Below are 13220 nucleotides of genomic sequence, written 5' to 3' on the forward strand. Positions count from 1 at the left end.
CCGACAGTCGCAGCGCTCAGGCGCCGGGGAGGAGGTATCCGTCGACCGGGTCGCCGGTCGCGAGCCCGTCGGCCAGCAGGCCTGCGAGGGCGCGGCGGCGCTGCTGCGCATCGGGCCAGAGCGACTCCACCTCCGCGGCGGTCACGGGGGCGTGCGCGGCGCGGAGCTCCGCGAGGATGAGGCCGCGCACTTGGCGGTCGGAGCCCTCAAACCGCTTCTGCGGCGCCTTCACCGGACCGGTGTGCTCCGGGTAGCCGTCGGCGCGCCATCGGCAGAGGTGGCGGATCGGGCACTCGTCGCAGCGCGGAGCGCGAGCCGTGCAGACGACCGCGCCGAGCTCCATCATCCCGGCGTTGAATGCCGCCGCCTCGGGTAGAGGCTCGGGAAGGAGTGCGGCCATCGCCGCCAGGTCGGCCTTCGCGCGGGGAGGGCCGGGCTCGGCTGCTCCGTCGACCGCGCGGGCGATCACGCGGCGGACGTTGGTGTCGACGACCGGGTGCCGGCGGCCGTAGGCGAAGACGGCGATAGCGCGAGCCGTGTAGTCGCCGATTCCTGGCAGGGCGAGGAGGGTGTCGACGTCGTCGGGGACCACGTCGCCGTGCTCCTGGGCGATCGCCACGGCACAGGCGTGCAGGCGGAGGGCACGGCGCGGATAGCCGAGCGACTGCCAGGCGCGCACCGCCTCGCCGGGCGGAACCGCGGCCAGGGCGGAGGGCGTCGGCCAGCGCTCCAGCCAGTCGGCGAGGCGCGGGACGACCCGGACGACCGGGGTCTGCTGGAGCATGAACTCGCTGACCAGCGTTCCCCAGGCGGGGAAGCCGTCGCGGCGCCAGGGCAGATCGCGTGCGCTCGTGCGGAACCAGTCGACGATCACGTCGGCGAGGGCGGCGGAGGGCATCAGACCACACTAGGCGCTGGCGCGTATCGTGGGCGGATGACCAGGTGGGCTCCGCAGAAGGCCGATGTGCTCGACGCTCTTGCAGCGGAGGTGCTGCACAACTACGGGCGTGGCCGGGTCGCGGTCGGCGTCGACGGCGATGACCCCGCGGTGAGCGGGGTGTTCGCCCTCGAGCTGGCGGAGGCGTTGCGGCGCGCCGGCCACGACGCGATCGTCGCGCACCTCGCCGACTTCCATCGGCCGCGTCTGGAGCGGGACGATCCGTCGGTGCCCGAGGAGCAGCGCGCCTACAGCGGCCGCTACGACTACGAGCTGCTTCGTCGAGTGCTTCTCGACCCGTTCAGGCTGGGCGGCAGCACCGGCTTCGTGTTGGCGGGCTTCGACTCGGTGCGCGACGAGGCGCGGCAGGCCTGCTGGCGCACGGCCGGCCAGGATGCGGTGCTCCTGGTGGACGGCGAGTTCGCGCTGCGGCCCGAGCTGCGCGGCGCGTGGAGCACGAGCATCCGGCTCGACACGCAAGAGCCGCCGGTCGACGCGGCCTACCGGGCGAGCACGGATCCCCGCCGGCTGGCCACGATCTTGGTCGACATCCGCGACCCCGAGCAGCCGCGCAGGCTCTTCGCCGACTCCTGCTGAGGTCAGGCGTGCGCGACCGAGCGTGATCCGGCCGCGAAGGAGCGCTTCGGTGCGTCTCGACCTCGGCGCGCTCACGGCTCAGACCAGTGCGGCCCGCCGCACGACATCGGCGGGAGGAAGGAAGACGCCCGTGCGCTCGACCTCGTGGACGAGCTCGACCAGCAGCTGATTGACCCGGGCCTCCCGCCCGCCGCGCTCCGCGGTGCGGACGACAGCTCCGGCCAGGTGGTCGATCTCGCTCGGCACACCGCGGCGGATGCTCTGCAGGGTCGATCCCGGATTCGGCACCTCGCCCATGCCTGCGGCCATCCGGCGGGGGAGTAGCTCCACGACGGGGAGCGGCGCGGCGGCCAGCGCGCGGATGGAGCCGTGAGAGAGCCCCTGCAGCGTGCCGAAGCGCACGCCGGCCGCGATCCCGGTGCGCGCCGCCTCCCGCAGTGCCCGGGCGAGGACGCGGCGGAGCCCCGGGTCGGCCACCGTCTCCTGGACCGAGAGCCCGGTGATGGCGGGGAGTGCGTTGACCTCGTTGATCAGGAGCTTGGTCCACTGAGCGCCGACGAAGTCGTCGGTCGTCTCGGTCGGGATCGCCTCGCCCAGCACGACCGCCGCGCGGCGCACGTCGTCGTCGGCCGGCCGACCGGGGACGCCGAGAGTCGTGAGGGCCGCGGCGGTCACGCTGACCCGGCCGGGTTCGAGGTGGCTCGCGGCGAAGAGCGCCAGCGCGCCGACGAGCCGTGCGTCGCGGACCTGCCGTGCCGCGGCCTGGAGGCCGTCGAGGCCGTTCTGCACGACGACCACGAGCGTGCCGTCGACGGTCCGGCGGTTCGCCCGCAGCGCGTCCTCCGCGTCCTGGGCCTTGGTGCAGACGACGGCGAGCTCGGGAGCGAGATCGAGGGTCTCACCGCAGCGCACCCAGGCGGTGTGCTCGCCCCAGGCGCCGTCGAGGCGGAGGCCGGAGCGGCGGATCGCCGCGAGGTGCTCCCCGCGGGCGGTGACCTCGACGTCGTGTCCTGCGCGGTCGAGAAGAGCGGCGACGGTACCGCCGACGGCGCCCGCTCCGAGTACTGCGATCCTCATCCGGACAGCCTAGAGCGGCCCGCGTCCACCCCCTCGGCCGCGCGACGGGACTCCCGATCCGCCGGTGTATCGTCGCACCCGTGCTCGAGACCCCCAGCCCGGCTCCGACGGCCCCGGCCGCCGTTGCAGCGACGGCTCCCGCCGCGTCGTCGGCTCCGAATGGCATCCTCCTCCTGGACAAGCCGGGGGGGATCACCAGTCACGACCTGGTCTCGCGGACGCGTCGCCGAGCCGGCACCCGTAAGGTCGGCCACGCGGGGACGCTCGATCCGATGGCGACCGGCCTGATGATCCTGGGGCTCGGCCCCTCGACCCGGCTGCTCACCTACCTCGTCGGCCTCGACAAGCAGTATGAGGCGACGATCCGCCTCGGCGCCTCCACGACGACCGACGACCGCGAGGGCGAGCTGCTCGGCTCCGCAGAGCCCGCCCTCGTCGCCGCGCTCGCCCCGGAGGCGGTCGTCGACGCGGTCGCCGCCCTCACCGGCGAGATCGCGCAGATCCCCAGCACCGTGAGCGCGATCAAGGTCGACGGACGCCGTGCCTACGCCCGAGTCCGGGACGGCGAGGAGGTCGTGCTCGAGGCACGTCCCGTGACGGTCTCGTCGTTCGATGTGCTGGCGCGGCGCGAGGTCGACGGCTTCCTCGACCTCGACGTGCGCGTCACCTGCTCCTCCGGCACCTACATCCGCGCGCTCGCCCGCGATCTCGGAGCGGCGCTCGGCGTCGGCGGCCACCTGACGGTGCTGCGCCGGACCGCTGTCGGCCCCTTCACCGTCGTTCGGGCGGGTGCGCTCGACGAGCTCGACGTCCCGGCCGCCCTGCTTCCGCCCGCCGCGGCCGCCGGTGAGCTCTTCCCGCTGCTGCGCCTGGAGTCCCGCGAGGCCGTCGACCTCGCCAACGGCAAGCGCATCCCGGCCCCCGAGGAGGTCGCACGGGTGAAGGGCCTGCTGGCCGCCGTCGGGCCGGGGGAGAGGCTGATCGGGCTCGCCGAGCGCCGCGGCACCCAGCTCAAAAGCGTCGTCAACTTCCCAACCGAGGAGCTGCGGACGGCCGCCTCGTGATCGAGTGGTTCACGATCCTCCAGGTCGGGATCGCCGTCGCCGCCGGCCTGCTCTGCCTCGTGCTCGGCCTCGTCGGACGCCGCCCGTCGGACGTGTCGGTCGGTGCGACCGCGATCGTCGAGCTGCTGCTCATCGTGCAGCTCGCAGTGGCGATCGTCTCGCCGCTGGTCGGCAACCGGCCCTCCGGAAGCCTGCCGGAGTACTACGTCTACCTCATCTCTGCGCTCCTGCTCCCGCTGGCCGCGGGCTTCTGGGCGCTGATCGAGCGGAGTCGGTGGAGCACACTGATCCTCGGCGTCGCCTGCCTGTCGATCGCCGTGATGGTCTACCGGATGCATCAGATCTGGTTCGTCCAGAGCGCCTGATCCGCGCCGCCACCGGGCCCTGCCGCTCGACCGCCTACCATGGACCTGCGATGTCGAAACCAGCCAGCGAAGCGTCCGGACGGGCCGCCCACGACCCCCGACTCCCTTCCGCACCCGCGAGTGCCGACCCGAGCCGCTCTGCCCGCTCCCGCGGGATCGGCAGCCTGCTCGTCGTGGTCTACGGGATCCTGGCGCTCGCCGCGACGGGTCGCTCCCTCTTCCAGATCATCGACCGGTTCGACGAGGCGCCCCTCGCCTTCTCGCTCTCGGCTCTCTCGGCGGTCGTCTACATCGTCGCGACGGTCGCGCTCATCGTGCCGGGACGCGCCTGGCAGCGCGTGGCCTGGGTGACGATCACGTTCGAGCTCGTCGGCGTCCTCGTCGTCGGCGCCGTGAGCGTGCTGGAACCGCAGCTGCTCGGCCTGACCAGCGCTGACCCCTTCGGACGGCAGTCGACCGTCTGGGCGGCCTTCGGAGCCGGCTACCTGCTCATCCCGCTGGTTCTGCCGGTGCTGGGCCTGTGGTGGCTCCGTGTGCAGGGGCGACGCGGCCCGCGAGCGGCGTCCTGATGCGCGTCGAGACGCGGCCGGGCGACCTCGCCGGCATCGGTCCCTCGGCCGTGAGCATCGGCAAGTTCGACGGCGTGCACGCGGGACACCGCGCGGTCATCGGCACTCTGCACGACCGGGCGCGTGAGCGCGGTCTCGCGGCCGTGGTGGTCACCTTCGACCGTAACCCGCTCAGCGTGATCGCGCCGGAGAAGTGCCCGCCGGCGCTGGTGGGCAACGAGCAGAAGCTCGAGCTGCTCGCGGGGACCGGGGTCGACGCGACGCTGCTCCTCACGTTCGACGAGGAGTTCCGCGCGCTCTCGCCCGAGGAGTTCGTGCAGCACGTGCTCGTCGACGCGCTCGAGGCGCGGGTGGTGCTCGTCGGCTCCGACTTCCGCTTCGGCGCACGGGGGGCGGGCGACATCGGGATGCTGCGCCGGCTGAGCGAGCAGCACGGCTTCGAGGTGGAGCTGATCGACGACGTCCGGCCGGAGGACGGCCGCCGCGTCTCCTCCACCTGGATCCGCGAGCTGCTCGCCGAGGGTGACGTCGAGCACGCCACGCGCCTGCTCGGGCACGAGCCCGTGGTTCGCGGAGTCGTCGTGCACGGCGCGAAGCGCGGGCGAGAGCTGGGCTTCCCGACCGCCAACCTCTCGCCGCAGTCGCAGGGCCTGATCCCGGCCGACGGCGTGTACGCGGGGAGGCTCACGACGGACGGCGTCACGCATCCGGCCGCGATCTCGGTCGGCAGCAACCCCACCTTCGCCGGAGTACCGCCGAAGCAGGTCGAGGCGTACGTGCTCGATCAGACCCTCGAGACCCTGGACCTCTACGACCGCGTCGTCGAGGTCGCCTTCGTCGGCCGCATTCGGGGACAGGTCGCCTACGAGGGCGTCGAGCCGCTGATCCGCCAGATGAACGACGATGTGCTGCGCGTGCGCGAGGTGCTCGGCATCGCGTGAGCCCGCTCGGTGGCTGGGGCACCTAGCAGGGGCCGGGGGCCCGCACCAGCGGGAGAGGTCGCGGGGCCATCGGCGTAGCGTGGCCGCATGAGCCAATCCCCCTCCGACTCGACGCGCCCCCTCGCGCTCGTCACCGGCGCGACCGGCTACATTGGCGGTCGGCTGACGCCGCGCCTCCTGGAGGCGGGGTTCCGCGTGCGAGTGCTCGTGCGCGATCCGCGCAAGCTCTCCGACGTGCCGTGGGCGGAGGAGGTCGAGGTCGCCCAGGGCGATCTCGGCGATCCGGAGTCGCTCACCGCCGCAGTCGACGGTGTGGACGTCCTCTACTACCTCGTCCACTCGATGGGCTCGGGCAACGACCACGCCCACTTTGAGGAGGTCGAGAGCCGCGCCGCGCAGAACGTCGCCTCGGCGGCGATGGCGGGCGGCGTCGGCCGCATCGTCTACCTCGGTGGCCTGCACCCTGACGGCCAGGAGCTCTCGAAGCACCTCCGCTCGCGCGCGGAGGTGGGCCGGATCCTGATGGAGTCGGGCGTGCCGACGATCGCGCTGCAGGCCGGCGTGATCATCGGCTCCGGATCGACCTCGTTCGAGATGGTCCGCCACCTCACCGACGTGCTGCCCTACATGCCCGCGCCGCAGTGGGTGCGGAACTTCATCCAGCCGATCGCCGTGCGCGACGTGCTGCACTACCTGATCGGCGCCGCCTCCCTCGAGGACCGCCGGCTCAACCGCACCTTCGACATCGGTGGGCCCGATGTGCTGCGCTACGGCCAGATGATGAACGGCTACGCGGTGGAGGCGGGCCTGCGGCAACGACCGATCGCGTCGCTGCCGGTGTTCACCCCGTGGCTGGCCTCGCAGTGGGTCAACCTCGTGACGCCGATCCCGCGCTCGCTCGCGGTGCCGATCATCGCCTCGCTGCAGTACGACTGCGTGGTGCACGAGCAGGACATCCGCTCGCTCATCCCCGACCCGGAGGGCGGACTCACCTCGTACCGCCGGGCGGTCAGGCTCGCGCTGGGCAGGATGCAGGCGGGCGAGATCGAGACGAGCTGGCAGAACGCGGAGGTCGTCGGCGCGCCGAGCGATCCGCTGCCGAGCGACCCGGAGTGGGCCGGCCACACCGTCTACGTCGACCTGAAGGTGCGGCGCACCCAGGCCGACCCGGCCAAGCTCTGGCGGGTGATCGAGGGCATCGGCGGCACGAATGGCTGGTACTCCTTCCCGCTCGCCTGGGTGATTCGCGGCTGGATGGACCGCCTCGTCGGGGGAGTGGGCCTGCAGCGCGGACGCCGCGACTCCGCCCGGCTGCACGCCGGCGACGCGCTCGACTTCTGGCGGGTCGAGGCGATCGAGCGGCCGACCCTCTTGCGTCTGCGCGCCGAGATGAAGGTGCCGGGAGGCGCATGGCTCGAGATGCGCGCCGAACCCTCGGACGGCGGCGGCTCGGTCTACACGCAGCGCGCGGTCTTCTTCCCGCAGGGGCTCGCGGGCCGACTCTACTGGTTCGCGATCCTGCCCTTCCACGGCGTCATCTTCAACGGCATGGCCAACCGCATCACAGCCACCGCGGCCGACCTGCCGGACTCCGGCGACGAGCGCTCCCCTGGCGGGCGCCGGGCGCAGCGGTGACAATGGAGGGGTCCGACGGCGGCGAGACCGCCCGGGACGCCGAGAGAGGAGCACGATGAGCGAACTGTCGAGTACGGACGCGGGGCGCGATCTCGAGCTGGGGAAGGTCCTCTTCATCGGGGACAGCATCATCCAGGCGGGGGCCTGGGGTGAGTGGCTGACGCACTCGACGGTCGTTGACGAGGGAGTCGGAGGGGCGACCACCGCGGATGTCGTCGCGCGTCTCCCCGAGCTCGTCGCGCAGGAGCCGGATACCGTGGTGCTCCTGATCGGCACCAACGACCTGGCGTGGCACCGCACAACGGAGCACATCGTCCGCAACATCGAGACCGTCGTCGCGACGTTCCGCCGCGACCTGCCCGACGTGCGCCTCCTGGTCACGTCGGTCCTGCCCCGCGGACACGAGTTCGCCCCGCAGATCCGCGGTATCAACCGCCACCTCTGGCAGTTCGCGCCCACCGCGCACGCGGGCTACCTCGATCTCTGGCCGGTGCTCGCGGGCGAGGACGGCGGCCTGCTCGAGCAGTACTCGCCGGACGGGCTGCACCTCAACGAGGAGGGCTACCGCGTCTGGCGGGAGGCGCTGGGCCCGGCACTCGAGGCGGTGCTGCGGATGCCTCCGCGGACTCGACCGATCACGCTGCCGTACGACGAGTTCGCGCGGCCGAAGACGGCCTAGACAGGCGTGACGGGGAGTCGGCCGCTGGGTCGTTTCCCTCTCCCGTGATCGGGTGAGGAGGGCACGCGCGTGCGGCCAGAGGTCAGGCGTCCCGTCCGAGAGGCTGCTCGCACGGGGGCGTCGACACGCTTCACGGACATCCGGATCGTCGGCGCGGTGCTGCGCTGTCGTGCTCGCCAGTACTGACGCCCGGACCGAGGTCAGCCCGGTCCCGTGCGCTCGAGCAGGCGGGCGAGTGCGGCGATCGCGGCGGGGCCGACACGGCAGCAGCCTCCGATCACGTCGGCTCCGGCGTCGAGCCAGGACGCGACCAGGGCGGAGTCGAAGGCCGGGTCGCCCGTCCACCGGCGTGTGGGCGCATCCCAGACCTCGCCGCTGTTCGGGTACACGACGACCAGCTTGCCCGTAGCCCGGCGAGCGAGACGGGCCGCTGCCGCGACGTCCGCAGGCGAGCAGCAGTTGACCCCGACGCCGATCACGTCGTCCGAGGCGGCTGCCACGGCGAACGCCTCGGCGAGTCGTTCGCCCGCGGCCGTACTGTTCCCTCGGGCGCTCACGGTGATCCAGGCGGGTATAGGGGAGCCGCGGAGGGCGGCGACGACGGCGTGCACCTCCCGCACGGAGGGCAGCGTCTCGACCGCGATCACGTCGGGGCCCGCGGAGGCGAGCGCCCGCAGGCGGGGGCGGTGCCACCGGGTCAGCTCCTCCACCGTGAGGCCGTCGTCGCTCGGTACTCGGAGCCGTCGGCGAGTGCCGCGCCGTAGGGGCCGACGGAGGCGGCGACCCAGCCGCTCTGCGCCTCCCTCGCCAGGTATACACTCGCGCGGAGGGCGCGCTCGGCGAGCTCTGCGGGGAGGCCGACGGCTGCGAATCCGCTCGTCGAGACCTGGTAGCTCGCGGTCACGGCTACGCGGGCGCCGGCGTCGGCGAAGACGCGATGCGCGTCGCGCACACGCTGCGGCTCGTCGACGAGGACCCGGGCGCTCCAGAGGGCGGAGTCGACGGCCGCGCCCCGCGCCTCCAACTCGGTGCCGAGCCCGCCGTCGAGCAGCAGCGGGCGCTCACGCGCCGCGGCGACCAGGGCGGCGGCGCTCACGAGCGGTTGTTGGAGAGCTCGAAGATCTTCACGAGCTCGGCGATCGCCGCCTCGCGGGCCTCGCCGCCCTCCTCGAACATCGCGGTGATGTGCGTGCGGAGGTGGTTCTCGACGATCAGCTTGTTCAGCGAGCCGAGCGACTTCTGGATGGCGAGGGACTGCGTGACGATGTCCACGCAGTAGTCCTCGTTCTCGATCATCTTCTCGAGCCCGCGCATCTGGCCGCCCAGGATGCGGGCACGGTGCAGGGAGCGCTTCTTCAGGTCCTCGATCACTCCGCCAGCCTACGCGCCGGAGCAGGTACCCGGGCGGGGTATCCGCCCCCGTACGATCGACGGGTGAGCACCCGCAAGCCGTCCCGCACCGCCGCCGCCCGCTACCCCTCCCGGGACCAGGCGCGGATGGCGCTCGCACCCGGGATCCTCGCCGCGATCGTGCTGCTGGCCGGACTCGCCCTCGTCGGCTCCGACGCGTACGACGTCATCCGGTACCCGGTCGCGATCCTCGCGGCGGTGATCGGCTGGTTCGCGATCCAGGCGCGCTCCCTTCTCTGGCTGATCGGGCTCGTGCCGGTGCTCGTGCTGTGGAACCCGGTGCTGCCGTTCGCGTTCCCGGACGCGGTCTGGTCGTCCCTGAGCCTCGCTGCGGTCGGCGTGTTCGTCGCCGCCGGACTGATCATCCGCGTCCCGACCCCGGAGTGACGACGGGCACGCCCGTTCCTGCGGCGGAGGACCGCCGACAGTGTGCCGATCCTGCGGCGGAGGACCGCCGACGGTGTGCCGAGGAGTAGGCTGACGATGCACCTGCACGCCGGGGATGCTGCGACCGGGTCTCAGACCCGTTGCTCGGAGTTCTTGACGGCTACGGGATGCACCGACGCCCGTCGCCTCCGCGGAGGCGATCCGGCGGATGCAAGGCGACGGCAGAGCGCGGGAACCCCTCCTCCGCCCCCGTCCCACGTCGAGGAGGAGCATGGCTCGCAGCGGCCAGCGTCAGTCCGGTCAGACGCGTCGAGCGTCGAACGCCGCCGGCAGCCGACCCCGACCGCGCTCGCGCGGTGTCGACGACGCCGGGATCATCCCGATCCTCGCGCGCCGTGTGCGCGAGGTGGAGGCCAAGGCCCAGACCGGCAAGGTCGGGCCGACCAACCGGACGAAGTTCCTGGTCATCGCGCTGCTGATGCGCGAGGAGCGCAAACGCGTCAAGGTCGACTCCGCGCTCAGCGAGGCTCAGCGCGCCGAGGAGATGAAGCGCCTCGACGGGATCGCGACGATCCTCGCCAAGACGGCCGCGCGAGACACCAGCCTGATCGCGCTGCTCGAGTCCGAGGCCGGCATCACGCCCGCCGCGCAGAAGCTGCGGCGCGACTGGCTGCTTGAAGCGGGCGCCGAGCTCAGCCCCGACGAGCTGCTGATCGTCACCGAGCCGGAGCCCAAGCCCGAGGTCCCGGAGAACCAGGTCGTGCCGCCCTCGGTGCGCGCCCGTCAGCTGGCCAACCCCTTCCTCCCGCCCGACTTCTCGGTCGCGCAGGCCGCCACTCCGGCTCCGCGCCGCCGCCTGGACGACTGGGAGCTGCTCGGGCCGCTGTTCAAGGCCTTCGAGTACGGCGCCGGCGGACGCGCCGCGAGCATGGAGCTCCCCGAGCCGCCGAAGCTCGACCGCGTCTCACCGCGCGGACGTGAGCTGATGCCGCATCAGGCGCGCTTCATCGAGAGTGCGCGCGAGGGGCACCGCAGCTTCGTGCTCGCCGACGAGCCCGGCCTGGGCAAGACCGCGCAGAGCCTGCTCGCCGCCTCCGTCTCGGGTGCCTACCCGCTGCTCGCGGTGGTTCCGAACGTGGTCAAGATGAACTGGGCACGCGAGGTCGAGCACTGGACCCCGCAGCGGCGCGCCACGGTGATCCACGGTGACGGCGGAACGCTCGACGCCTTCGCCGACGTCGTGATCGTCAACTACGACATCCTGGACCGGCACATCGGCTGGCTGGGGAGCCTCGGATTCCGCGGGATGGTCGTCGACGAGGCGCACTTCATCAAGAACCTCCGCTCGCAGCGCTCGCAGAGCGTGCTCGCGCTCGCGTCGAAGATCCGCGAGACGACTCCCGGCCACGACCCGCTGATGATCGCGCTCACGGGTACTCCGCTGATCAACGACGTCGACGACTTCCGTGCCATCTGGCGTTTCCTCGGCTGGATCGACGAGACCAAGCCCGGGCCGGAGCTGATGGGCAGGCTGGAGGAGACGGGTCTCACTCCCGCCGACACCGGCTTCTACCCGGAGGCGCGCGAGGCCGTCATCGACCTCGGCATCGTCCGCCGCAAGAAGATCGACGTGGCCGCCGATCTGCCCTCGAAGCGGATCGTCGACCTGCCCGTCGAGCTCGACGACGACCTCGGCCGCTCGATCCAGAAGGCCGAGCGCGAGCTCGGAGCCCGGATGCTGCAGCGCTACCGGGCCGTCACCGCGTCGATCACGCACGAGCTCGACGACGACGAGCGCGACCGGTTCATCCGCATCGTCGCCCAGAGCGAGCTCGAGGAGTCGAAGGCGGCGAAGACCGGCGAGAACGTCTTCACGATGGTGCGCCGGATCGGGCAGGCGAAGGCGGCGCTGGCTGCCGACTACGCCTCGCAGCTGGCCCGCTCGGTGGGCAAGGTGGTCTTCTTCGCGAAGCACATCGACGTGATGGATCAGGCCGAGGAGACGTTCGAGAAGCGCGAGCTCGCCTCCGTCTCGATCCGCGGGGATCAGACGGCGACCTTCCGGCAGGCGCAGATCGACGCGTTCAACAGCGATCCGGACGTCTCGGTCGCCGTCTGCTCGCTCACCGCGGCGGGCGTCGGGGTGAATCTGCAGGCGTCGTCGAACGTGGTGCTCGCCGAGCTGTCCTGGACCTCCGCGGAGCAGACTCAGGCGATCGACCGCGTTCACCGCATCGGCCAGGAGGAGCCCGTCACCGCCTGGCGCATCATCGCGGCGCACACGATCGACGCGAAGATCGCCGAGCTCATCGACGCGAAGGCCGGCCTCGCCGCCCGCGCGCTCGACGGAGCGGACGCCGAGACCGCCTCGGCCGACACGGTTCAGCTCGACGCGCTCATGCACGTCCTTCGGGAGGCGATCGGCTGAGCGGCGCCGCTCGACGTCGCCAAAACGCAGCAGCGCGTCGCGCACGGCAGAGCGCTCCGTCGCTCCCGCCCGCGCCGATGGCGTCTCGGCGAGAGCGACGGCCCGTCCGGTCGCGCGGGCGATGCCGGGACCGGCGTCGGTCGCGAGCCGGTCGGCGTAGCGGATGCGTGGGGTCGGCCTCGATCCTCGCGCCGCCGGTCGGGTCGCTGTCGCGATGCTCGCGAGCGTCCGAGGACAAGCCGATGACCGCCTCGGGCCCAGCAGCTCGCGTGCGGCGTCGACGGGAGGTCGTGCCGACCGAGGTGGGCGCCGCGCGACCGGGTGACACCCGAGGTGAGCCTCAGCCGGTGCGGAGCGTGCTGTCACCCCGATCGCCGACGACGACGCGGAGCCCGATCGGCAGCCGCTCGCGCATCGCGTCGACATGGCTGATCAGGCCGATCGTGCGGCCTCCGGTGCGGAGAGCGTCGAGCGTGCCCAGTGCGGTCTCGAGCGTCTCGGCATCGAGCGAGCCGAACCCCTCGTCGATGAACATCGTCTCGAGCGTGATACCGCCCGACTGCATGCTGACGACGTCGGCGAGGCCGAGGGCGAGGGCGAGGGAGGCGAGGAACGTCTCGCCGCCCGAGAGCGAGGCGGGCTGGCGGCGCACGCCGGTGAAGGCGTCGAGCACGTCGATGCCGAGACCGGAGGAGGCCCTGCGGTAGGCGAGCGAGTCGTCGTGGAGCAGGGTGTACCGGCCACTCGTCATCGTCTCGAGGCGGAGGTTCGCGGCGCCGACGATCTCCTCCAGGCGGCCCGCGAGGGCGAACGACTCGAGGTCCATGCGTCGGGTGTTCTGCCCGCGCCCGTCGACCGTCTCGGCGAGGGCGCGTAGCTCCTCGTAGCGGCGGAGGCGCCCCTCGAGCGAGCGCAGCCGGCGCGCGGCGACCGCCGCCAGCTCGGCCAGCCGGGCGGCGCGGTGCTCGAGCACCGAGAGCCGCGACCGCGCCTCGTCGCGCCGGGTGGAAGCCAGGCGTGCCGACTCCTCGAGTTCGGCGAGGTCGACGGGAGTGGCGGGCAGCTCCCGCAGCTCGGGCTCGGCGAGTACCGCGTCGACGGCGCTCCTGCGCCGCTCGTGCTCGGCGACGA

The 13220-nt window shown here is 72.5% G+C and carries 15 protein-coding genes; 9 read left to right on the plus strand and 6 right to left on the minus strand.

Going from position 1 to position 13220, the window contains the following annotated elements; genetic code table 11:
• Positions 1-16: 16 nt before the first annotated feature.
• Positions 17-898: an HhH-GPD family protein gene (locus tag ACH61_RS10955; protein WP_068212040.1), complete on the minus strand. Its 882-nt coding sequence runs from the start codon at positions 896-898 to the stop codon at positions 17-19.
• Positions 899-934: 36 nt separating this feature from the next.
• On the opposite strand from ACH61_RS10955, the gene ACH61_RS10960 reads away from it, so the two are divergent.
• Entirely contained in the window at positions 935-1534 is a 600-nt protein-coding gene (locus tag ACH61_RS10960) for a nucleoside/nucleotide kinase family protein (protein ID WP_132504128.1), read from the plus strand.
• Between the two features lie 78 nt (positions 1535-1612).
• Here the strand turns inward: ACH61_RS10960 and ACH61_RS10965 are convergent, their stop codons facing one another.
• A complete protein-coding gene (locus tag ACH61_RS10965) occupies positions 1613-2611 on the minus strand; it encodes a ketopantoate reductase family protein (RefSeq protein WP_068212045.1) in 999 nt (332 codons plus the stop codon).
• Between the two features lie 80 nt (positions 2612-2691).
• Here ACH61_RS10965 and truB point away from each other — a divergent pair, with 80 nt between their 5' ends.
• The 6 genes from truB to ACH61_RS10995 all read left to right on the plus strand — a co-directional run bounded on the left by truB (position 2692) and on the right by ACH61_RS10995 (position 7864).
• Positions 2692-3675, plus strand: a complete 984-nt coding sequence (gene truB, locus ACH61_RS10970) for a tRNA pseudouridine(55) synthase TruB (RefSeq protein WP_082845206.1) — start codon at positions 2692-2694, stop codon at positions 3673-3675.
• On the plus strand, positions 3672-4040 hold the full coding sequence (locus ACH61_RS10975; RefSeq protein ID WP_068212047.1) for a hypothetical protein: 369 nt from the start codon (positions 3672-3674) through the stop codon (positions 4038-4040). Before truB ends, ACH61_RS10975 begins: the two co-directional genes overlap by 4 nt.
• Positions 4041-4090: 50 nt before the next feature.
• Complete coding sequence (locus ACH61_RS10980; protein ID WP_068212049.1) at positions 4091-4609, plus strand: hypothetical protein; 519 nt, start codon at positions 4091-4093, stop codon at positions 4607-4609.
• Complete coding sequence (locus ACH61_RS10985; RefSeq protein ID WP_068212051.1) at positions 4609-5550, plus strand: bifunctional riboflavin kinase/FAD synthetase; 942 nt, start codon at positions 4609-4611, stop codon at positions 5548-5550. Before ACH61_RS10980 ends, ACH61_RS10985 begins: the two co-directional genes overlap by 1 nt.
• A gap of 87 nt (positions 5551-5637) precedes the next feature.
• Complete coding sequence (locus ACH61_RS10990; RefSeq protein WP_068212053.1) at positions 5638-7185, plus strand: SDR family oxidoreductase; 1548 nt, start codon at positions 5638-5640, stop codon at positions 7183-7185.
• 55 nt (positions 7186-7240) lie between these two features.
• On the plus strand, positions 7241-7864 hold the full coding sequence (locus tag ACH61_RS10995) for a GDSL-type esterase/lipase family protein (protein WP_068212055.1): 624 nt from the start codon (positions 7241-7243) through the stop codon (positions 7862-7864).
• Between the two features lie 200 nt (positions 7865-8064).
• Here the strand turns inward: ACH61_RS10995 and ACH61_RS18425 are convergent, their stop codons facing one another.
• The 3 genes from ACH61_RS18425 to ACH61_RS11005 are packed head-to-tail and all read right to left on the minus strand — an operon-like array spanning position 8065 to position 9235.
• Complete coding sequence (locus ACH61_RS18425) at positions 8065-8574, minus strand: homocysteine S-methyltransferase family protein (protein WP_236713644.1); 510 nt, start codon at positions 8572-8574, stop codon at positions 8065-8067.
• Positions 8562-8960 (minus strand): homocysteine S-methyltransferase family protein, encoded by a 399-nt coding sequence (locus tag ACH61_RS18430; RefSeq protein ID WP_236713645.1) that lies wholly within the window; start codon positions 8958-8960, stop codon positions 8562-8564. Before ACH61_RS18430 ends, ACH61_RS18425 begins: the two co-directional genes overlap by 13 nt.
• Positions 8957-9235 carry a metal-sensitive transcriptional regulator gene (locus tag ACH61_RS11005; protein ID WP_068212057.1) on the minus strand — a complete coding sequence of 93 codons (279 nt, stop codon included), beginning with the start codon at positions 9233-9235 and terminating at the stop codon, positions 8957-8959. The genes ACH61_RS18430 and ACH61_RS11005 overlap by 4 nt, the downstream gene beginning before the upstream one ends.
• A 63-nt stretch (positions 9236-9298) precedes the next feature.
• On the opposite strand from ACH61_RS11005, the gene ACH61_RS11010 reads away from it, so the two are divergent.
• Positions 9299-9661, plus strand: a complete 363-nt coding sequence (locus tag ACH61_RS11010; RefSeq protein WP_236713646.1) for a DUF6804 family protein — start codon at positions 9299-9301, stop codon at positions 9659-9661.
• Between the two features lie 271 nt (positions 9662-9932).
• Positions 9933-12089 carry a DEAD/DEAH box helicase gene (locus ACH61_RS11015; protein ID WP_068212059.1) on the plus strand — a complete coding sequence of 719 codons (2157 nt, stop codon included), beginning with the start codon at positions 9933-9935 and terminating at the stop codon, positions 12087-12089.
• 340 nt (positions 12090-12429) lie between these two features.
• On the opposite strand, the gene ACH61_RS11020 is transcribed toward ACH61_RS11015, so the two are convergent.
• The coding region (locus tag ACH61_RS11020; protein WP_269085071.1) for an SbcC/MukB-like Walker B domain-containing protein at positions 12430-13220 on the minus strand (791 nt) is incomplete at its 5' end.

Origin of the sequence: Rathayibacter tanaceti, from assembly GCF_001634385.1 — a bacterium.
GTDB classification, from domain to species: domain Bacteria; phylum Actinomycetota; class Actinomycetes; order Actinomycetales; family Microbacteriaceae; genus Rathayibacter; species Rathayibacter tanaceti.